Raw genomic sequence first — 20,101 nt, forward strand, 5'->3', positions numbered from 1 at the left:
TGTCTCTATGTGTTATTTTATAACATACGCCATCCCCCTGCCGTCAACCCCCGCCCTAAACCGGTCACATTCCCCTGCCACACCCCGCCTGCCGGTCAGTCCGGTGCTTTTCCCCTTTCCGGACCCGATTCATACTCAGTCATGGCCCGTACGCCGCGTCGCTCGCCCAAAAAGTCCTCCACCTCCTCCGGCCGCCGCAAAGGCGGTCTTGCGAACCGCATCCCCGAATTCTTCCGGGGTGCCTGGCTGGGCGGCAGCGGCAGCGCGTTGGGCAAGCTGGGACGCCTCGCCCTGTTGGCCGGCATCTGGGGCCTGGTCGCCTTCGGCGGCCTGATCGCCTGGTATGCCTATGACCTGCCCGATTTCGATGACCTCTATATCGTCGAGCGCAAAAGCTCGGTCACGCTGAAGGCCGCCGACGGCATGGTGCTCGCCACCTATGGCGATCTCTATGGCGAGCATCAGGCACTTAAAGCTTTGCCGCCGGCGTTGCCGCAGGCGCTGATGGCCACCGAGGACCGGCGCTTCTACAGCCACTTCGGCATCGACCCGATCGGCCTCGGCCGCGCGACCTGGGCCAACCTGCGCGCCGGCCGCACCGTGCAGGGCGGTTCGACACTGACGCAGCAGCTGGCGAAGAATGTCTTCCTCAACCCGAACCGCACGCTGAAGCGCAAAGTGCAGGAACTGATACTGGCCTTCCGGCTGGAGCATCGCTTCACCAAGGACCAGATTCTCGAGATGTATCTCAACCGCGTCTATTTCGGCGCGGGCGCCTATGGCGTCGAGGCCGCCGCGCAGCGCTACTTCGACAAGCCGGCAGCGAAGCTCTCTCTTGGCGAGTCCGCCATGCTGGTCGGCCTGCTGAAGGCGCCATCCAAACTCGCCCCCACCGGCAACATCAAATCGGCACAGGCGCGCGGCGCCCAGGTGCTGCGCAACATGGTCGAGGCCGGCTACATCACGGTGGAAGCGGCCGATGCCGCCATCGCCAAGCCAACGCAGCTGGCGCGCTCGCGCCTGCCGCTGCCCAATGCGCGCTATTTCGCCGACTGGGTGATCGACGAGGTGTATCAGCTCGTCGGCCGCGATCATAACGATCTCACCGTCTACACCACGCTCGACAGTCGCCTGCAGGGCAGCGCCGAGCGCGCCGTCGGCACCCTCATGGATCGCGAAGCCGAAAAGCAGGATGTCGACCAGGCAGCCCTGGTGGCGCTGGCGCCCGACGGCGCGGTGCGCGCCATGGTCGGCGGCCGCGACTATATCGACAGCCCGTACAACCGCGCGACCCAGGCGCGCCGGCAGCCCGGTTCGGCCTTCAAGCCGCTGGTCTTCCTCACCGCGCTCGAACAGGGCATCCGTCCCGATGACCAGTTCATCGACCAGCCGATCGAGGTCGCCGGCTGGAAGCCGCGCAATTACGACGGCCAGTATCATGGCGCGATGACCATGCGCGACGCCGTAGCGCGCTCGATCAACACCGTCGCCGTGCAGGTCGATGAAAAGGTCGGCCGCGATAAGGTGATCGAGACGGCGCGGCGACTGGGTATCACCAGCGACCTGAAGCCGCATCCCTCGCTTGCGCTTGGAGCGTTTGAAGTCGGCGTGCTCGAACTGACCGCGGCCTATACCGCCTTTGCCAATGGCGGCTATGCCGTGCAGCCTTATGGCGTGCTGGAAATCCGCAATGCGCAGAATGTGTCGCTGTTCAAGCGCGATACCGGCGGTGCCTACGCCCATATGATCGGCGGCGACGCGCTGGGCGACCTGAACGACCTGCTGCGCGGCGTGGTCGAGCGCGGCACCGGTCGTGCTGCCCAGATCGGCCGTCCGGTGGCCGGCAAGACTGGTACGACCTCGGACTATCGCGATGCCTGGTTCGTGGGCTACACGCCCGATCTGGTGGCATCGGTCTGGGTCGGCAACGACAACAATGCGCCGACCAAGAAAGTCAGCGGTGCAGGCTTGCCTTCGCAAATCTGGCGCAGTTTCATGGCCGACGCCATGAAAGGCCGTCCCGTCAGCGACCTGCCGCAACCGCCGAGCCGCAGCTTCAGCCTGCCCTCGCTGTGGGACCGCATTGTCGGCAGCTTCGGCGGCAGCGCGCAGTCTGCCCAGCCGCAGACGCGCGGCAACGCCGTGCCGCCACCGCCCCGCAGCCATATCGAACCGGCCGCGCCGCCGGCCGCCGAGCCCGCGCAGATGCAGCAGCCTCAACAATCCGGCGAACCACAGATGATCTGGCAGGTCGGCCCCCAGGCGGTGCGGCAGTGATCCGACGACTGGCTGTTGCAGTGCTGGCGCTGCCTGTACTCTTCACCACGATGACGGCGGCGGCGGCCGATGGCGTCGGCAACCAGTTGATCACTTTCACCTCGAACGATGGCAGCGTGCTGTCGGGCACACTGACCGCACCCATCAATGTCAGGGGCAAACTACCTGGCATCTTGCTGCTGCAGGGCGGCGGCCCAACCGATCGCGATGGCAACCAGCCGCCGACGATCCGCAGCGACCTGCTGCGCCAGATTGCCGAAGGCCTCGCGCAGAAGGGTATCGCGACCCTGCGCTACGACAAGCGTGGCATGCATGCCAATGCCGCCGGCCTGCCGGCAAGTGCGGACAAGTACTCTGCGTTCTTTGCCTGGGACCGCTTCATCGACGATGCCTATGCAGCCTACGCCTTCCTGCGCGCGCAGCCCGGCGTCGAGATGACCAAGACCGGCCTGTTCGGTCATGGCGAAGGCGGCCTGATCGCGCTCGACCTCACCAACCGTCTGGTGCTTACCGAACAGCCGCGCTTTCTGGTGCTTGCCTCGGTTGCCGGCCGACCGCTGGACGCCGTGCTGCGCGAACAACTGGGCCGGTTGCTGACCGATCAGCGCGCCAACCAGACGCAACGCAAATACTTCCTCGGCGAGAGTGAGCGCATCCTCAAAACGGTGCGCGACAGCGGCAAGGTGCCGGATAATGTGCCGAATGGCCTCGCTGCACTCTACCCCGCCTATCTCGGCCCCTTCCTGCAGTCGCTGTCCAAGCTCGATCCGCCGGCGCTGGCGGCGAAATATACCGGCCCCGTCTTGGTGCTGCAGGGCGACGCCGATATCCAGATTTCGTCCGAGCGCGATGCGCTGGTGCTCGACCGCGCATTGCAGACGCGCAGCAACGACGATCATGCCCTGGTGATCGTGCCGCGCGGCAGCCACAACCTGAAGCCGCTGCAGAACGACAAGGACCCGGGCTTCCAGGGTGACATCGATCCGAGCGTGATCGAGCGCACCAGCAGCTGGCTGCTCAGCCGCCTCAATCCCTAAACCGTCACGCCCTTCAGTCTGCGCACGATCAGCAGATAGCTGAGCAGCGTCGCCACGCCCATCGCTGCCAGCGTAAGGCTGAGCGGCAGCGCGGTCTCGTTCAGTGCATGGCCGACGAGAATACCCGTGACCGCGCCCATGCTCATCTGCACGAAGCCCATCAGCGACGCAGCCGCGCCGGCCATATGCGCAAAGGGCTGCAGCGCGCCGGCCTGGCCCTGCGGCATGGTGAGGCCCAGCCCCATGGTGAACAGCATCATCGGACCGATCAGGCTGAACCAGTGCCAGCCGCCGCCGGCCGTCCAGGCCCAGAACTGCAGCAGCGCCATCACGCTGCCGCCAGTGGCGCAGAGCAATGCGCCCAGCCCCAGCATGCGGTCGACGCCCAGCCGCACAGTCAGTCGCGCGCCAATGAAACCGCCGCAGAGATAGCCGAAGACGATCAGCGAGAAGCAGTAGCCGAATGTCGTCTCGCCGATGCCGAACACCGTGCGCAGCGTGAATGAGGAACCGGAGATAAAGGCGAACATGCCACCATAGGAAAAGGAGACGCAGAGCACATAGCCGCGAAAGCCGCGATGACGCGCCAGCGTGGCAAAGTTGCGCAGCATCGGACCAATGCGGGTGGCCAGCGGATTACGGCGCTGGTTGCTTTCCGGCAGGAACACCAGCACGCAGGCCCCGAGCAGGCAGCCGACCAGCGCCATGGCGATAAAATTCGCCTGCCAGCCCAGCCCGGCATGCAGATAGCCGCCCAGGATCGGCGCCACCGCCGGCGTCAGCCCGAGCACCATCGCCATCATCGACAGCGCGCGCGCCGCGGCGGCGCCTTCGAACAGATCGCGCGCGATGGCGCGGCCGAGCACCACGCCGGCGCAGGCGCCCAGCGCCTGCAAGAAGCGCCAGGCGATCAGCCATTCGATGCTGCCGGCAAAGGCGCAGCCGATCGATGCCAGCGTATACAGACCAATACCGAACAGCATCACCGGCCGGCGGCCGAAGCGGTCCGAGACGGGGCCGTACACCAACTGGGTTACGGCAAAGCCGGCCAGAAACGCGCTAAGGGTGAGCTGTACGGATGCAGCATCGGTGCCGTAGAGCACCGCAAGCGCCGGCAGGGAAGGAAGATACATGTCGGTGCTGAGCGGCCCGAGCGCGGTGGCGCATCCGAGCAGGATCACCAGGGCGGTGGAATCGCGGGACAGCGGGCGCATCGCAGCCACGCGTCAGCCGTGCAGATGCAGGTTGGAACCGTGCCGGCGCAGCCAGCTGCGCGCGGTGCGCAGGTCGGCCTCGCCGCCCAGCAACTGGGCGCAAAGCGACCAGAAGGCCGTGCTGTGATCCATATGGCGCAGATGCGCCACCTCATGAGCGACGAGGTAGCGGCCGACGGCCGGGGGCGCCAGTATCAGCCGCCAGGAGAAAGACAGGTTGCCATGTGCCGAGCAGCTGCCCCAGCGACTCTGGGTATCGCGCACGGTGACGCGGCTGACCGTCACGCCGATGCCGCCGGCCATCTCGCGGGCCAGCAGGCCGAATTCCTCGCGCGCCCGGCGCTTCAGCCAGTCGCGAAGGCGGCGCGGCAGATGCTCGACCTTGCCGGTGACATGGATTTCCCCGCTTTCCAGCCAGACGCCGCCCCGGCCCGCCGGCCGGTGCCTAATAATGTGCGGCGCACCATAAAGCGGCAGAGTAGCCCCGTCCTCCCAGGGCTGGGTCGCGGGTCGCTCTTCCTGCCGGGCCAGAATCCAGGCCACCTGCTCGGTAACGAATCTTTGTCCGGATTTCAGGCTGGCCCGAGTCGGCAGTACCAGAACCACCGAACCGTCGCGCGGCATGACCCGCAACAACATGCGCCGGGCCCGTGCATCGCGCTTCACCAGGAAGGGAAAACTCTGCGCGCCGACCTTCAACCGGTCGGATTCGATTTCCACAGGCGCAGAATAAGGCTTGGTCAACGGCCGCCCCTTGTCATATAACCGTAACAAATCTTACGTGCGAACGTCATCGTAGGAACCATAAAAAAAGTCGGCCACCCGACTCAGGGCGGATTTCTTTAACACTGGAGACGGAACAATGAAATCGACAGGGAAACTCGCGCGGGTCGCGTTCGCGCTGCTGGCTGGCACGGCGGTAGCCGCCAGCGCCGGCAGCGCCTTGGCGCAGGCCAAGGACAACCGCATCGAGCTGCAATGGTGGCATGCGATGACTGGCGCCCTGAACGAGCGCGTCAATGAAGTCGCTGAAGGCTTCAACAAGGGCCAGGACAAGTACAAGATCGTTGCCGTCAACAAGGGCAGCTATCCGGAAACCCTCACTGCCGCCATGGCCGCATTCCGCGCCGGCAAGGGTCCGCACATCGTGCAGGTCTTCGAAGTGGGCACCGGCACGATGATGGCCTCGCGCGCCGCGATCAAGCCGGTGCATGAGCTGATGAGCCAGAACGGCTACAAGTTCGATCCCGGTTCCTACATCACCTCGGTTACCGGCTACTACAGCACCTCGGACGGCAAGATGCTGTCCTATCCGTTCAATTCCTCGACCCCGGTCATGTATTACAACAAGGACGCCTTCCAGAAGGCCGGCCTTGATCCGGAAAAGCCGCCGAAGACCTGGCAGGAATTCGATCCGGTGCTGAAGAAGCTGAAGGCTTCGGGCAGCACCTGCCCGTTCCAGTCCAACTGGCAGACCTGGGTGCAGCTCGAGAACTTCTCGGCCCTGCATAACGTGCCCTTCTCCAGCAAGGCCAACGGCTTTGACGGCTTCGACACTGAGCTGCAGTTCAACACCCCGCTGCATGTGCGCCACATCACCCAGCTGCAGACCTGGATGAAGGAAGGCCTGATGGTCTATGGCGGTCGCAAGAACGAAGCGAACGCCAAGTTCGTCTCGGGCGAGTGCGCCATCCACATGGAAAGCTCGGCCGGTTATGCCACCTTCGCCCGTGGCGCGAAGTTCAAGTGGGGCATCTCGATGCTGCCCTATTACAGCGACGTGGCCGGCGCGCCGCAGAACTCGATCATCGGCGGCGCTTCGCTGTGGGTTCTGGGCAAGCACAAGCCCGAAGACTACAAGGGCGTGGCCCAGTTCTTCGACTACCTGTCCTCGACCGAGAACCAGGTCTGGTGGCACAAGAACACCGGCTACCTGCCGATCACCCCGATGTCGTATGAAGCCACCAAGCAGCAGGGCTTCTATGCAGCCAATCCGGGTACGGACACTTCGGTGCAGCAGATGCTGCTGAAGCCGCCGACCAGCAACTCCAAGGGCCTGCGCCTGGGCAACTTCGTGCAGATCCGCGACGTGATGGACGAAGAGCTCGAAGCGGTCTGGTCGGGCAAGAAGACCCCGAAGGAAGCTCTCGATACTGCCGTGGAGCGTGGCAACCGCCTGCTTCGCCAGTTCGAGCGCGACGCGGCGCGCTAAGCGACGGATTAATTCAACTTAACGGAAGCCCGCGCCTTGACTTTACAGGGCGCGGGCCTTTCTTTGGCGCCCCATGGAAAAAAGAGTCGTCTTTCATCATCGCCTTCTGCCGTACCTGCTGATTGCGCCGCAGATCGCCATCACCATCATCTTCTTCTTCTGGCCAGCCAGCCAGGCGGTGGTGCAATCCGTGCTGCGCGAAGATGCCTTCGGCACCAGCAGCTATTTCGTGGGCATGGAAAATTTCCTCGCCCTGTTTGAAGACGACTATTACCTCAACTCCTTCAAGATCACGGCCGTGTTCAGCGCGCTGGTCACCTCCATCGGCCTGTCGCTGTCGCTGTTCCTCGCCGTCACCGCCGACCGTTTGGTTCGCGGCACCACCGTCTACAAGACGCTGCTCATCTGGCCCTATGCCGTAGCGCCCGCCGTTGCCGGCGCGCTCTGGGGCTTCGTCTTCCTGCCCGGTCCGGGCATTTTCGCCTGGCTGCTGCTGCAGGCCGGCGTTGACTGGAATTTCCATCTGAATGGCGATCAGGCGATGTTCGTTGTGGTCGTCGCCGCCACATGGAAACAGATTTCCTACAACTTCCTGTTCTTCCTGGCCGGCCTGCAATCGATCCCGAAGTCGCTGATCGAGGCCGCCGCCATCGACGGCGCCGGTCCGATCCGCCGCTTCTGGAGCATCGTGTTTCCGCTGCTGTCGCCCACCCTGTTCTTCCTCGTCGTCGTCAATGTGGTCTACGCCTTCTTCGAGACCTTCGGTGTGATCCACTCGCTGACCCGCGGCGGCCCGGCCAAGACCACCGAGATTCTGGTCTACAAGGTCTGGTACGATGGCTTTGAGGCGCAGGACCTGGGTGGCTCCGCCGCACAGTCCGTCATCCTGATGACCATCGTGATCGCGCTGACGGTCGTCCAGTTCCGCTACATCGAGCGCAAGGTTCACTACTGATGATCGAGCGCCGTCCTGTCGCCGATGCCCTAGGGCATGTCCTCCTGATCGCGATGATCGCCATCGTCGCGTTCCCGATCTATCTGGCCGTCGTTGCCGCGTCGCATACCATCCAGGATGTCTCGCAGACACCGATGCCGCTGCTGCCCGGCGCCGAGCTGCTGGAAAACACGGCGCGCGCCCTGTTCGATGGCCCACAGCTGGTGGGCGTCAGCGGCGCCACGCCGGCCATCGTCCTGATGATGAACAGCCTGATCATGGCGATTGCCATCGCCGTGGGAAAAATCATCATCTCGCTGCTGTCGGCTTTCGCGATCGTCTACTTCCGCTTCCCGCTGAAGAACTTCTTCTTCTGGATGATCTTCATCACCCTGATGCTGCCGGTCGAAGTGCGCATCATTCCGACCTACAAGATCGTCGCCGATCTCGGCCTGCTCGATACCTATACCGGCCTGGTGCTGCCGCTGATCGCCTCGGCCACCGCCACCTTCCTGTTCCGTCAGTTCTTCATGACGGTGCCGGACGAGCTGGTGGAAGCCGCCCGCATCGACGGTGCCGGCCCCATGCGCTTCTTCTGGGATATTCTGGTGCCGCTGACGCGCACCAGCATCGCCGCGATGTTCGTGATCCAGTTCATTTATGGCTGGAACCAGTATCTGTGGCCGTTGCTGATCGCCTCGGATTACAAATACCAGACTATCGTGCTTGCGATTGGCCGCCTGATCCGCGCGCCGGACGCCTTCTATGAATGGCCGGTGATCATGGGCATGGCCGTGCTGGCCCTGCTCCCGCCGGTGGCCGTCGTTGTGCTGATGCAGCGCTGGTTCGTCAAAGGTCTCGTTGAAACGGAAAAGTGAGCGCCCATCATGGCGAAGGTGACGCTGAAAAGCGTGAAAAAGAACTACGGCCCGGTGAAGGCGATTCATGGCGTGGACATGGAGATCGCCGATGGCGAATTCATCGTCATCGTCGGTCCGTCTGGCTGCGGCAAGTCGACCCTGCTGCGCATGATTGCCGGCCTGGAAGCGATTTCCGGCGGCGAGATCATGATCGGCGACCGCGTGGTCAACGACATCGAGCCGGCCGACCGTGACATCGCGATGGTGTTCCAGAACTACGCGCTCTATCCGCATATGAGCGTGTACCAGAACATGTCCTACGGCCTGCGCATCCGCGGCATGAGCAAGGAAGACATCGAGAAGCGCGTCCAGCGAGCCGCCGAGATCCTCCAGCTTCAGCCCTACCTGCAGCGCACGCCGCGCGCCCTGTCGGGCGGCCAGCGCCAGCGCGTCGCCATGGGCCGCGCCATCGTGCGCGAACCCAGCGTCTTCCTCTTTGACGAACCGCTCAGCAACCTGGATGCCAAGCTGCGCGTGCAGATGCGCCTGGAGATCAAGCGCCTGCATCAGCAGCTGGGCGTCACCTCGATCTACGTGACCCACGACCAGGTCGAAGCCATGACGCTGGCCAACCGTCTGGTGGTGATGAACCAGGGTCGCGCCGACCAGATCGGCACGCCGCAGGAGCTCTACAACAATCCGGCCACCACCTATGTCGGCGGCTTTATCGGCTCACCCGCCATGAACTTCATCAAGTGCAGGGTGGAACCCGGCAGCGGCGGCCCGAAGGCTGTGCTGGGCGACGGCACCGTGCTGGTCCTGCCGGCGTCGTGGTCGATTCCGGCCGGCAATTACAGCATCGGCATCCGCCCCGAGCAGTTCCGCCTGGCCCGCCCGGGCGAGACGCCGCATCTGCAGCTGCCGGTCGACGTGGCCGAAGAGCTGGGCGCCGATACCCTGCTGCATGGCAAGATCGCCGGTGAGGAGATCGTGGTGCGTGTGCCGAGCCAGGCCGGTTATCACGACCAGTCGAAGCCGGGCCTGGTGATCGACACCTCGCGCGCACATCTCTTCGATCCCGAAAGCGGCCTGCGCCTCGGCGTCTGATCCTCACTCCGGGCCGGTCTGCCGGCCCGGAGTGAGGCTTTAATTGAGATTGATCGCGCCCAGCGAGGATCGGACCGGATCAGATTCGGCCGCGCCTCTTCCGCCGTGCGGCTGAGTGCGCTGCAGCTGTAGGTCGCCCGCACCGGGGCGGCCAGCGAGCAGGAATACAGATCGGTGGTATTCTCTCTCAACTGCGGATCGCCGCAATGCTTTTGCACCAGGGCCCGCACCTGCTCGGCCTTATGCAGCATGCTGCTGTAGCAGACCGAGAAATTCGGCCGTCCCGTTACCGGGTCGTTCATAGGCAGGGGCTGTCCGATCTCCACCCTGCCGGCATCGGCAGGCTGCCAGCGGCCCAGATAATAGGGCTCGCTGCCGGCGCAGCCGGCCAAAGCCGCAAGCAGGAACAGGCCAAGCCGTCCGAAATTCTGTCTGAACATGACTTTACTTTGCCGCAGCCCTCCCCGAACGACAAGCCCGGCCCTGCCAAAATGGAATGTATTCGGGCATAATTCGTTGATTGCCGACACCTTCTTGACGTGGATGGGTTTGAGACAGAATGACATGGCGTGACAAACCGGTGGTGATCACCGGAGGCATGGGCTTCATCGGCTCCAACCTGGTGCGCCGGCTCGCAGGCCTGGGCGCCGCGGTCACCGTGATCGACCGCATGCTGGCGCAATACGGCGCCAATCCCTTCAACCTGTCCGGCCTGCCCGCCCCCATCACCCTGCTGGAAGCCGATATCGGCGCCGAGGCGCCCATCGCCGATGCGGTGGCCGGGGCTGCCGCGATCTTCAATCTGGCCGGCCAGACCTCGCATATGGACTCGATGCAGCAGCCGCTGGAAGACCTGCGGCTCAACCAGGAAGCCAATCTGCGCTTCCTGGAACTGGTGCGCCGGGTCAATCCGCAGACCCGCCTGGTCTTCAGTTCAACCCGGCAGTTCTACGGCCCGCCGCGTTACCTGCCGGTCGACGAGGCACATCCCATCGCGCCGCCCGACATCAACGGCATCCATAAATACGCCGCCGAGGCCTATCACATGCTCTATGCGCGCGTGCATGGCATGCGCACCACGGCGCTGCGGCTGACCAACGTGTTCGGCCCGCGCATGCGCATCAGGGATGCCAAGCAGACCTTCCTCGGCATCTGGGTGCGTCACGCGATCCAGGACACCCGCTTCGAGGTCTGGGGCGGCGAACAGAAGCGCGATTTCACCTATGTGGAAGACATGGTGGATGCGCTGCTTGCCGCCGCTGACAGCGATACGGCCATCGGACAGGTTTACAATGTCGGCGGCTGCCCGCCGGTATCGCTGCTGGAACTGGCCGAGCTGCTGATCGCCACAGCCGGCAGCGGCGGCTTCGACCGCAAGGTCTTCCCCGCCGAGCGCAAGAAGATCGATATCGGCGACTATGTCGCCGACGACAGCGCCTTCCGCAAGGCGACCGGCTGGCAGCCGCGCACCGACCTGGCGCAGGGCCTGCAGCAGACCCTGGACTACTATCGCGCCCATGCGGCGTATTACCTGTGAGAACGACCCGATGATTCCGCAGACCAACCCCAAGGCCGCCTATCTGGCGCAGCGCGACGAGATCGATGCCGCGCTGAAGCGTGTTCTGGAAAACGGCTGGTATATCCAGGGCGAGGAAGTCGCCGCCTTCGAGAAGGAATTCGCCGCCTGGTCCGGGAGCCAGCATGCCGTGGCGGTCGCCAGCGGCACCGATGCGCTGATCGTGGCTCTGCGCGGACTGGGCATCGGCCCCGGCGACGCGGTCATCACCGTCTCGCACACGGCGGTCGCCACCGTCTCGGCCATCGAGCTGGTCGGGGCGACGGCCGTGCTGGTCGATACCGATGAGCATTACACCATGTCGGTGACGGCGCTGGAGGCCGTGCTGGCATCCTGGCCGGCGAAGGCGCCCAAGCCCAAGGCGATCATTCCCGTGCAGCTCTACGGCCAGCCGGCCGCTCTGCCGCAGATCGTGGCAATCGCGCAGAAGCACGGCCTTGTCGTGCTGGAAGACAACGCCCAGGCCCATGGCGCGATGCTGAACGGCAAGATGGTCGGCCGTTTCGGCAAGATCGCCGCCTACAGCCTCTATCCGACCAAGAATCTGGGCGCCATCGGCGACGGCGGCATCATCACCACCGACGATGCGGCCCTGGCCGATACCTTGCGGGCCCTGCGCGAGTACGGCTGGAAAGAGCGCTACATCAGCGCCATTGCCGGCATGAACAGTCGCCTCGATCCGCTGCAGGCCGCGATCCTGCGCGTGAAGCTGAAGGCCCTGCCGCAGGACACGGCGCGTCGCCAGGCCATCGCCGCGCGCTACGATGCGGGCCTTGCCGGCGTGTCTGGCCTGAAGCTGCCCAAGACCCGCGACGGCGCCAAGCCGGTCTATCATCTGTATGTGGTGGATGCAGGCGAACGCCGCGATGCACTGCAGGCCGCACTGAAAGAGCGCGGCATCGGTACCCTGATCCATTATCCGGTGCCGGTGCATCTGCAGCCGGCCTACAAGGACCGCGTGCCGCTCGGTCCCGGCGGCCTGCCCAATACCGAACGTGCCGCCAAAGGCGTGCTCAGCCTGCCGCTCTATCCGCAGCTCAGCGATGCCGATGTCGATACGGTGATCGCCGCCGTGAAGGACGCCTGGAAGTAGGCTTTACGCCGAACGCGTGATCAGAACGACGCCAGCACAGACCAGCGCGATGCCGAGCACCTTCGGCATGGTCAACGCCTCGTCATAGAGCCAGAAGGCCAGCAGCGCGACCAGCACATAGGACAGCGCCACGCTCGGGAAGGCGATCGAGACCGGAATCTTGCGCAGCGCATACATGTAGCAAAGCGCGGCGGCGAAATAGAGCCCCAGCCCGATGATCGACTGCGGCGCCAGGAACTGCTGCAGCAACGTCTCGCCCGAAGCGCCGGATTTCAACAGCATCTGCCCGGCCACGCCGAGCAGGACACCGACGGCGAGCGCCACATAGAACCAGATCATGCCGCGTCTCCGCCCTTGATGGCGCGCTCGTTGCGCTCGATGTCGCGCACCACGAATTGCGGCTTGCGGTTCACGGTCAGGAACAGGCGACCGAGATATTCGCCCACCAGCCCCAGCATGATGAGCTGCACGCCGGCCAGCAGCAGGATCGCCGCCATCACCGAGGCATAGCCCTGCGGCGTGCGGCCGCTCAGCGCCTCGACCAGGATGAAGAGAAAGACCAGCATCCCGAGCCCGGCCATGACGAAGCCGACCAGTGTGCCGATGCGCAGCGGCATCACCGAGAAGTTCAGGAACATCGACATGAACAGCCGCACCAGACGGCGGATCGTGTAGTTGCTGCGGCCCTCGGCGCGAGCCAGATGCTGCACTTGCAGGCGGCCGATATTCTGGGTCACCTGCATGATCAGGCCGTCCACATAAGGGAACGGGCCGGTATGGATCAGAATCTGGCGGGCGACAAAGGCGCTCATGCAGCGGAAGCTGGACAGATACAGGCCCTTGGGCTTGTCGAGCAGATGATCGGCGCACCAGTTGGTGAAGCGGCTGCCCAGGTTGCGCCAGGCGGCATGCTGCTTGTCGGCATAGTAAGTATAGACGACGTCGTATTTGTTGTCTTTTGCGTACTGCCACAACCGCACCACTTCCTCGGGCGGGTTCTGCAGGTCGTCGTCCATGTTGATGATGTATTCGCCGCGGGCATGGCTGAGGCCCGCCATCACAGCATTATGCTCGCCGAAATTGCGCGCGAGATTGACCACCGTCAGCGCCACGGCATTCCTGCGGCACAGCTCGCGGCAGACGTCCAGCGAATTATCCGGGCTGCTGTCATTGACCAGCACGATCTCGTGGCCGCCGGGCACGGTCAGTTTCGCCAGCGCTTCGACCAGCGTCGGCACACTGGTGGCGCCGTTATAGACCGGTACCACGATCGACAGCGCGAAAGCCGGCGTCGTCGCCAGTTCCGTCATGCCCTGCGTCTCCTGCACCAGACTCATGCTTTCCTCGCCTCCACCCATACCGAACCGCCGAAGGGCAGCCGCAGGCCGGCCCGGGCCAGCCATCGCTCTACTCCTGTTACGGCGAAGAACAGTTTTTCCTGCCAGGCCGGAAAGGGCCGGACATCGCTGCCGTGGCCCTGTTCGGACCGGGCCATCAGCCGGTGCAGCAGCATTAACGGAAACAGCAGACTGTTCCAATAGCCACTCCGCACCGGGGCGAAGCCGGCGCCCTCCAGCAGCGCCCGCGCCTGCCCCGCCGTGTAACGCCGGGCGTTATGGACATGGGCATCATGGGCCGAGGCCATCCACTGATAGGCCGGCAGGTTGAGCAGCAGCAGGCCACCGGGCTTCAGGCAGCGCCGGATCTCGGCAAGCGCGGCCGCCTCGTTCACCCCGGCATGGCAGAGCACATCGGCACTGACCACGGCATCAAAGCTCGCATCCGCATAGGGCATGGCATTGATCGAGCCGGTTTCGATATCCAGGCCGGTCTTGTCCCGGGCCAGGCCGGCGGCCTCGGCATCATATTCCAGACCGCTGAGCTGCCATCCTGTGGGCATGGCGGATAAACGGGCCAGCAGGCCGCCGGTGCCACAGCCGGCATCCAGCAGCCGCGCAGCGCCCACTGGCAGCTTGGCCGCAAGCAGGCGGTCGATCAGGCCGGCATGCAGGGCGCGATACCACCACATGGTCGCTTCCAGTACCGCCATCCGGTGGTATTCAACCCGCTCCATGCACTTTACCGGTTTTCCATTTGATTTCGTTGTAAGTGAATGGTTTACCAAGTCCAGCCTAGGCTCCGCCAGTCCGGATTGCTGAACTTGCCCTGATGAACGAGACCACCCCCACGCCCGATGCCCTGCAACGCCAGGGCCTGGACTGGCCGCGCCTGCTGCACGGCCTGGTGCTGGCGGTCTGCGCCATCTGGATTGCCGGCTATTTCCTACCCCCGATCAACCACGACACCGCCGTGCTGCTGTATATCTCGCGCAGCTGGCTGGAGGGCGCCCGGCTCTATGTCGACGCCATCGACATCAACACGCCGCTGGTCTTCGTGCTGCACCTGCTGCCCGAGGCGATCTCCAAGCTGACCGGCATCCCCGGCACCACCGTGCTGGTCGCCCTGCTGGGACTGGGCATCGGCGCCTCCTTCATGACCTGCCGCTGGGTGCTGAACGCCAGCCTCGATCCGGCGCATGCCACGGCCGACGCGCTACTGCCGCTGCTGCTGCTGTTCCTGCTGATCGTCTATCCCAACAACATGTTCGCCCAGCGCGAACACATCATGCTGATCCTCTCCATGCCTTACCTGCTGATCGCCAGCGGGCGGGCCGACGAGGAAGACCTGAGCCGGACGCTGAAGATCGTCACCGGCGTGCTGGCCGGCCTGGGTTTCGCCATGAAACCCTATTTCCTGGGCATCCCGCTGTTCGTCGAACTCTACATCGTCAGCCAGCTCGGCCTGCGCCGCAGCCTGCAGGATTCCGCCCCCTGGGCCGTGCTGGCCGTCTGCGTAGCCCATGCGCTGTTCTCGGTCATTGTCACGCCGGAATACTTCACCATCGCCCTGCCGCTGGCCCGCGCCTTCTACAGCGAAGTCAGCCAGTGGGACATGCTGGACCTGGCGCTGAGCGCCAATCTGGGGCCGCCGACCGCGATCCTGCCGCTGCTGGGCATCGCCGCCTTCCTCGCCGTGCGCTCGCATCTGGCCCGCGTCATCTTCCTGGCCGGGCTGGGCGGCCTGCTCTCGGCCTATGCCCAGGGCAAGGGCTGGCCTTATCACGCCCTGCCGGCCCAGGCCTTCACCCTGCTGCTGGCCGGCGTGATCATCGCCTATGTGATGGATCATCTGGTCTGGCCCCAGCGCGGCGATGCCCGTCCGGCCAAGCTGTTCGCTGCCGCCCTGATGCTGCTGATCTTCTATCAGGAATGCCTGCACAGCCGGCCATTCTTCAAGCAGCTGGAATACCGCGATTCAGACCTGCGTCGCCTGATGCATGTGGTGAAGCAGGAAAAGCGCAACAACAACATCCTGGTGCTGTCGCCCGGCATCTACCCGCATTTCCCGATGCTGAATTATCTGAAGATGCACATGACCATGCGCTTCGAGAGCATGTGGCTGCTGCAGGGCGCCTATGCCGACTGCCATGAGCTGGCGCCGCTGTATAATCCGCCCGACGCGATGAGCGCGGCGGAAAGCTTCGTCTTTCGCACCGTGGCCGACGATTTCTACAAGAAAAAGCCGTCGCTGCTGATCGTCGACAATGTCGCCGGCATCCCGCGCTGCCAGGGCGATACGTTCAGTTATCTGGATTATTTCTCGCGCAATCCGCTGTTCGCCAAGCGGTTCGAGGATTACGAAAAAGCGCTGGATTTCGAGCGGTATTCGATCTACCGCCGCCGCGAAGGCCTCAAGTAGACCTCAGATTCAGTCGACGTGGAAGCTCTCGCCGCAGCCGCAGCGGCCCTTCTCGTTGGGATTGCGGAACACGAAGCCGGACTGCAGCTTGTCTTCCTCCCAGTCGATCTCGGTGCCGAAGATATACATCTGCGCCTTGGCCTCGATCAGGACGGTGACGCCCTTGTCCTCGACCACCTCGTCGAACTTCTCTTTCTCGGTAGCATACTGGATGTCGTAGGAGAGGCCCGAGCAGCCCTTGGTCTTCACCGCGATGCGCAGGCCGATCACCGGCTGGTCCGACTTGGCGATCAGCGCGCGCACGCGCTCAGCCGCCGCATCGGTCAGCGTCACAGGTTTGAATGCCGTCGTGGCCGTCATTGCCATCGTTCCTTACAACACACCCAGTTCAAGCCGGGCCGCCTCGGACATATGCTCCGGGCTCCACGGCGGATCCCAGACCACATCGATCGTCACTTCACCGACGCCGTCGATGGACCGGGTCTTCTGTTCCACTTCCGCCGGCATCGACTGCGCCGCCGGGCAGTTGGGCGAGGTCAGCGTCATGTCGATCTGGACATCCCGCGCCTCATTCACCTCGACCTTGTATATAAGGCCCAATTCGTAAATGTTAACCGGGATTTCCGGGTCAAACACGGTCTTGATCGCCTCCACCACCTGCTCACGCAGGTCGTCCAGGGCCGGAACCGCCGTTTTTTCTGCCTTGGGCGCAGACATCAGCCGAAAATCTCCCTCACCCGCTGCAGACCGGCGCACAGCGCATCCACCTCGGCCCGCGTATTGTACATCCCGAACGACACCCGCACCGTGGCCTGGACGCCGAAACGGTCCATCACCGGATGGGCGCAATGCTGGCCCACCCGCACCGCGATACCCTCGCGGTCCAAGATAGTGCCGATATCATGGGGGTGAATATCCCCCAGCACGAAAGAGATCACCCCGGCCTTCTCCTTGGCCGTGCCGATGATGCGCAGCGAATTGATCGCCGACAGCTTCTCGGTGGCATAGGCCAGCAGGTCATGTTCATGGGCGGCAATCGCCTCCAGGCCAATGCCTTCGACATAGTCGATGGCTGCGCCCAGACCCACGGCCTCGACGAAGGCTGGCGTGCCGGCCTCGAAGCGATGGGGAATGTCGTTGTATTCGGTCTTGTCGAAACTGACCGACAGGATCATGTCGCCGCCGCCCTGCCAGGGCGGCATGCTTTCCAGAACCTCGGCCTTGCCATAGAGCACGCCGATGCCGGTCGGGCCATACAGCTTGTGGCCGGTGAAGACATAGAAATCGGCATCCAGCGCCTTCACGTCAACGCGCATATGCTGCACGGCCTGGCTGCCGTCGATCAGCACCTTGGCGCCCTTTTCATGGGCGACGCGCACGATCTCTTCCACCGGAAGAATCGTGCCCAGCGTGTTGGAGACATGGGCGACCGAGACCAGCTTGGTTTTCGGCCCGATCAGCTTGACGAACTCGTCCCAGATCAGCGCGCCATTGTCATCGATGGGCGCCACCTTCAGCACGACACCATAGCGTTCGCGCAGAATCTGCCAGGGCACGATATTGGCGTGGTGCTCCAGATGCGTGACCAGAACCTCGTCGCCAGCCTTCAGGTGCTTCCAGCCCCAACTATGTGCAACGAGGTTGATCGCCTCGGTGGCATTGCGGGTGAAAACGATTTCGCGGCTGTCCGGCGTGCCGATATAGCGGGCGATGATGTCGCGTGATTTCTCGTATTCGTCGGTGGCCTGCTGGCTCAGGGCATAGATGCCGCGATGCACATTGGCATAGACGCGCTCATACATGCGGGACATGGCATCGATGACCACGCGCGGCTTCTGCGCGCTGGCACCGCTGTCGAGGAAGACCAGCGGCTTGCCATGGACTTTTTCCGACAGGATCGGGAAATCGGCGCGCACGCGGGCGATGTCGAAGCCGGTCTCGGCCTTGGCTTTGGGCAGCGCGCTCATACCTGCACCCCTTCCGCCAGCCAGGCTTCCACGAAAGTCTCGACCTGGTCGCGCAGCACGCCTTCGGGCACATGCTCCACAACCTCATAGGCAAAGCCGCTGAGCAGCAGGCGACGGGCCTCGCCGGCACTGATGCCGCGAGCCTGCATGTAGAACAGCTGCTGCGCATCCACATCGCCAATCGAGGCGCCATGGCTGCACTTCACGTCATCGGCCAGGATTTCGAGTTCCGGCTTGGTGTCGATCTGGGCGCGATCGGCCAGCAGCAGCGTGCGGGTCAGCTGCTGGGCATCGGTCTTCTGCGCATGCGGCGCGACCCGGATCAGACCCTGGAACACTGCATGGCCCTGATCGTCGACCACATGCTTGAACAGCTGGTTGCTGCGGCAATCGGGCGTGGCGTGATGCAGGCGCAGGGTATGATCCAGATGCGCCGCGCCACGTGCCAGCACCAGGCCCTGCACGTCGATCTCGGCATTGCGGCCGGTGTATTCGATATGCAATTCGTGCCGCGCCATGGCGCCGCCGGCCTGCACCGAGACATGGACGTAGCGGGCGTCGTCGGCCACGGTCACGCGGCCGAGGGCGGCGTGATAGGCCGTCTGCGCTTCGCCCTGCAGGCGGACATGCGTAAGCTGCGCACCGGCACCGATGTCCAGCGCGGCAAAGATGTTGTTCCAGCCGGCAGCGATCAGGCCACCGTCGCGATAGCTTTCAACCAGCGTGGCCTTGGCGTTGCGGCCGAGCCGGACCAGATGACGCAGGTTCACCAACGCCGGCGCGCCGAAGGCGACGATCTCGACGGGCTTGTCGAGCACGACATCGTCGGCCAGCAGCAGCACTGCGCCATCGCTGGCCAGCGCCGCATTGAGTTCGCTCAAGGAGACCGCACGGTCGGTGCCGGCAGCCGCCAGCGCATCGGGCAGCACATCGGCGGCCTGGCTGAGCGGCAGCAGCGTCACGCCCTTGGGCAGGTCTGCAAGCTTGGAAACCGAGGCATCGAAGCGGCCGTTCACGAAGACCAGGCGATAGCTGTCGATCAGCCCGACAGCCGCCAGGCGCGCGGCATCGACGCTGCCCTCATTCGCGGCCGGCAGCGCCCAGCTCTGGCGCTCCAGCGCATTCAGGCCGGTGAACTTCCAGGACTCCAGTTTCTGGGTCGGCAGGCCGAGACGACGGAAGGTCTCGAGCGCCGCCTGACGGCGCGCCGCTACCGCCGGCGTCTTGGCGCCGGGCAGGCCGCTGGCGGCAGCCTCATAGGCGCCGGCCAGATGATCGATGAGGGGCAACGCGGCCATGCTGTCCTCAGGCCGCCGCCGCGACAATATCGGCATAACCCTTGGCTTCCAGCTCGAGCGCCAGTTCCTTGCCGCCGGTCTTGATGATGCGGCCACCGGCCAGCACATGCACGATATCGGGCACGATGTAGTCCAGCAGGCGCTGGTAATGGGTGATCACCAGCGAGGCGCGCTCAGGCGACCGCAGGGCATTCACGCCCTCGGCCACGATCTTCAGCGCGTCGATATCCAGGCCCGAATCCGTCTCGTCCAGAATCGCGATGCTGGGCTCCAGCATCAGCATCTGGAACACCTCGTTGCGCTTCTTCTCACCGCCCGAGAAGCCGACATTGACCGGACGCGAGAGGAACTTCTCGTCCATCTGCAGCTGCTTCATCTTGGCCTTGGCGACCTTCAGGAAACTCATGGCGTCCAGATCGGCCAGACCGCGATGCTTGCGCACTGCATTGACGGCGGATTTCAGGAACGTGGCGTTGGCCACGCCCGGAATCTCGACCGGATACTGAAAGGCCAGGAACAGGCCTTCGCGGGCGCGCTCTTCCGGCTCCATGCTCAACAGGCTCTGGCCGTTCAGCAGGATGTCACCATCGGTGACCTCATAGCCTTCGCGGCCGGCGATCACATAGGACAGCGTCGATTTGCCCGATCCGTTCGGGCCCATGATGGCATGCACTTCACCCGGTTTGATCACCAGGTTGATGCCGCGCAGGATGTCTTTGCCATCAACTTTGGCGTGGAGGTTCTTGATCTCAAGCATGGGGCAATCC

20 protein-coding genes are annotated in these 20,101 nt (G+C 64.1%); 9 read left to right on the forward strand and 11 right to left on the reverse strand.

What is annotated here, in order from left to right:
* The first annotated feature begins 141 nt into the window (after nt 1–141).
* Nucleotides 142–2,277, forward strand: coding sequence for a transglycosylase domain-containing protein (locus tag AC1RRE_RS14695; protein ID WP_492981937.1), 2,136 nt, complete (start codon nt 142–144; stop codon nt 2,275–2,277).
* Nucleotides 2,274–3,314, forward strand: coding sequence for an alpha/beta hydrolase family protein (locus AC1RRE_RS14700; protein ID WP_492981938.1), 1,041 nt, complete (start codon nt 2,274–2,276; stop codon nt 3,312–3,314). Before AC1RRE_RS14695 ends, AC1RRE_RS14700 begins: the two co-directional genes overlap by 4 nt.
* Here the strand turns inward: AC1RRE_RS14700 and AC1RRE_RS14705 are convergent.
* Nucleotides 3,311–4,528 carry a multidrug effflux MFS transporter gene (locus tag AC1RRE_RS14705; protein WP_492982943.1) on the reverse strand — a complete coding sequence of 406 codons (1,218 nt, stop codon included), beginning with the start codon at nt 4,526–4,528 and terminating at the stop codon, nt 3,311–3,313. The two genes, AC1RRE_RS14700 and AC1RRE_RS14705, sit on opposite strands and share 4 nt — an antisense overlap.
* A gap of 12 nt (nt 4,529–4,540) precedes the next feature.
* Nucleotides 4,541–5,272, reverse strand: coding sequence for a M48 family metallopeptidase (locus tag AC1RRE_RS14710; RefSeq protein ID WP_492981939.1), 732 nt, complete (start codon nt 5,270–5,272; stop codon nt 4,541–4,543).
* Nucleotides 5,273–5,390: 118 nt separating this feature from the next.
* Between AC1RRE_RS14710 and ugpB the strand changes: the two genes are divergently transcribed.
* The 4 genes from ugpB to AC1RRE_RS14730 all read left to right on the forward strand — a co-directional run bounded on the left by ugpB (nt 5,391) and on the right by AC1RRE_RS14730 (nt 9,641).
* Nucleotides 5,391–6,740 (forward strand): sn-glycerol-3-phosphate ABC transporter substrate-binding protein UgpB, encoded by a 1,350-nt coding sequence (gene ugpB, locus AC1RRE_RS14715; protein WP_492981940.1) that lies wholly within the window; start codon nt 5,391–5,393, stop codon nt 6,738–6,740.
* Between the two features lie 73 nt (nt 6,741–6,813).
* Entirely contained in the window at nt 6,814–7,695 is an 882-nt protein-coding gene (gene ugpA, locus AC1RRE_RS14720; RefSeq protein ID WP_492981941.1) for a sn-glycerol-3-phosphate ABC transporter permease UgpA, read from the forward strand.
* A complete protein-coding gene (gene ugpE / locus AC1RRE_RS14725; RefSeq protein ID WP_492981942.1) occupies nt 7,695–8,552 on the forward strand; it encodes a sn-glycerol-3-phosphate ABC transporter permease UgpE in 858 nt (285 codons plus the stop codon). Before ugpA ends, ugpE begins: the two co-directional genes overlap by 1 nt.
* 9 nt (nt 8,553–8,561) lie before the next feature.
* Nucleotides 8,562–9,641 carry an ABC transporter ATP-binding protein gene (locus AC1RRE_RS14730; protein ID WP_492981943.1) on the forward strand — a complete coding sequence of 360 codons (1,080 nt, stop codon included), beginning with the start codon at nt 8,562–8,564 and terminating at the stop codon, nt 9,639–9,641.
* Here the strand turns inward: AC1RRE_RS14730 and AC1RRE_RS14735 are convergent.
* On the reverse strand, nt 9,554–10,207 hold the full coding sequence (locus AC1RRE_RS14735; RefSeq protein WP_492981944.1) for a hypothetical protein: 654 nt from the start codon (nt 10,205–10,207) through the stop codon (nt 9,554–9,556). The two genes, AC1RRE_RS14730 and AC1RRE_RS14735, sit on opposite strands and share 88 nt — an antisense overlap.
* Between AC1RRE_RS14735 and AC1RRE_RS14740 the strand changes: the two genes are divergently transcribed.
* Complete coding sequence (locus tag AC1RRE_RS14740) at nt 10,201–11,178, forward strand: NAD-dependent epimerase/dehydratase family protein (protein WP_492981945.1); 978 nt, start codon at nt 10,201–10,203, stop codon at nt 11,176–11,178. The two genes, AC1RRE_RS14735 and AC1RRE_RS14740, sit on opposite strands and share 7 nt — an antisense overlap.
* The gene (locus AC1RRE_RS14745) at nt 11,159–12,310 is read left to right on the forward strand and encodes a DegT/DnrJ/EryC1/StrS family aminotransferase (RefSeq protein WP_492981946.1); all 1,152 of its coding nucleotides are present in this window, start codon (nt 11,159–11,161) and stop codon (nt 12,308–12,310) included. The genes AC1RRE_RS14740 and AC1RRE_RS14745 overlap by 20 nt, the downstream gene beginning before the upstream one ends.
* A 3-nt stretch (nt 12,311–12,313) precedes the next feature.
* Here the strand turns inward: AC1RRE_RS14745 and AC1RRE_RS14750 are convergent, their stop codons facing one another.
* Genes AC1RRE_RS14750 through AC1RRE_RS14760 form a run of 3 tightly spaced genes read right to left on the reverse strand, consistent with a single transcriptional unit; the run spans nt 12,314 to nt 14,384 of the window.
* On the reverse strand, nt 12,314–12,649 hold the full coding sequence (locus tag AC1RRE_RS14750; protein ID WP_492981947.1) for a DMT family transporter: 336 nt from the start codon (nt 12,647–12,649) through the stop codon (nt 12,314–12,316).
* Nucleotides 12,646–13,647, reverse strand: coding sequence for a glycosyltransferase family 2 protein (locus AC1RRE_RS14755; RefSeq protein ID WP_492981948.1), 1,002 nt, complete (start codon nt 13,645–13,647; stop codon nt 12,646–12,648). Before AC1RRE_RS14755 ends, AC1RRE_RS14750 begins: the two co-directional genes overlap by 4 nt.
* On the reverse strand, nt 13,644–14,384 hold the full coding sequence (locus AC1RRE_RS14760) for a class I SAM-dependent methyltransferase (protein ID WP_492981949.1): 741 nt from the start codon (nt 14,382–14,384) through the stop codon (nt 13,644–13,646). Before AC1RRE_RS14760 ends, AC1RRE_RS14755 begins: the two co-directional genes overlap by 4 nt.
* Before the next feature lie 95 nt (nt 14,385–14,479).
* Here AC1RRE_RS14760 and AC1RRE_RS14765 point away from each other — a divergent pair, with 95 nt between their 5' ends.
* On the forward strand, nt 14,480–16,069 hold the full coding sequence (locus tag AC1RRE_RS14765) for a hypothetical protein (RefSeq protein ID WP_492981950.1): 1,590 nt from the start codon (nt 14,480–14,482) through the stop codon (nt 16,067–16,069).
* A gap of 9 nt (nt 16,070–16,078) precedes the next feature.
* On the opposite strand, the gene AC1RRE_RS14770 is transcribed toward AC1RRE_RS14765, so the two are convergent.
* Genes AC1RRE_RS14770 through sufC form a run of 5 tightly spaced genes read right to left on the reverse strand, consistent with a single transcriptional unit; the run spans nt 16,079 to nt 20,091 of the window.
* Nucleotides 16,079–16,435: a HesB/IscA family protein gene (locus tag AC1RRE_RS14770; RefSeq protein WP_492981951.1), complete on the reverse strand. Its 357-nt coding sequence runs from the start codon at nt 16,433–16,435 to the stop codon at nt 16,079–16,081.
* Nucleotides 16,436–16,441: 6 nt separating this feature from the next.
* The gene (locus AC1RRE_RS14775; protein ID WP_492981952.1) at nt 16,442–16,786 is read right to left on the reverse strand and encodes an SUF system Fe-S cluster assembly protein; all 345 of its coding nucleotides are present in this window, start codon (nt 16,784–16,786) and stop codon (nt 16,442–16,444) included.
* Nucleotides 16,786–18,036 (reverse strand): SufS family cysteine desulfurase, encoded by a 1,251-nt coding sequence (locus AC1RRE_RS14780; protein WP_492981953.1) that lies wholly within the window; start codon nt 18,034–18,036, stop codon nt 16,786–16,788. Before AC1RRE_RS14780 ends, AC1RRE_RS14775 begins: the two co-directional genes overlap by 1 nt.
* A complete protein-coding gene (gene sufD / locus AC1RRE_RS14785; protein WP_492981954.1) occupies nt 18,033–19,334 on the reverse strand; it encodes a Fe-S cluster assembly protein SufD in 1,302 nt (433 codons plus the stop codon). The genes AC1RRE_RS14780 and sufD overlap by 4 nt, the downstream gene beginning before the upstream one ends.
* A 7-nt stretch (nt 19,335–19,341) precedes the next feature.
* On the reverse strand, nt 19,342–20,091 hold the full coding sequence (gene sufC / locus AC1RRE_RS14790) for a Fe-S cluster assembly ATPase SufC (RefSeq protein ID WP_492981955.1): 750 nt from the start codon (nt 20,089–20,091) through the stop codon (nt 19,342–19,344).
* Nucleotides 20,092–20,101: the final 10 nt, after the last annotated feature.

It is taken from the genome of Ferrovibrio sp. GW821-FHT12D07 (assembly GCF_058807275.1).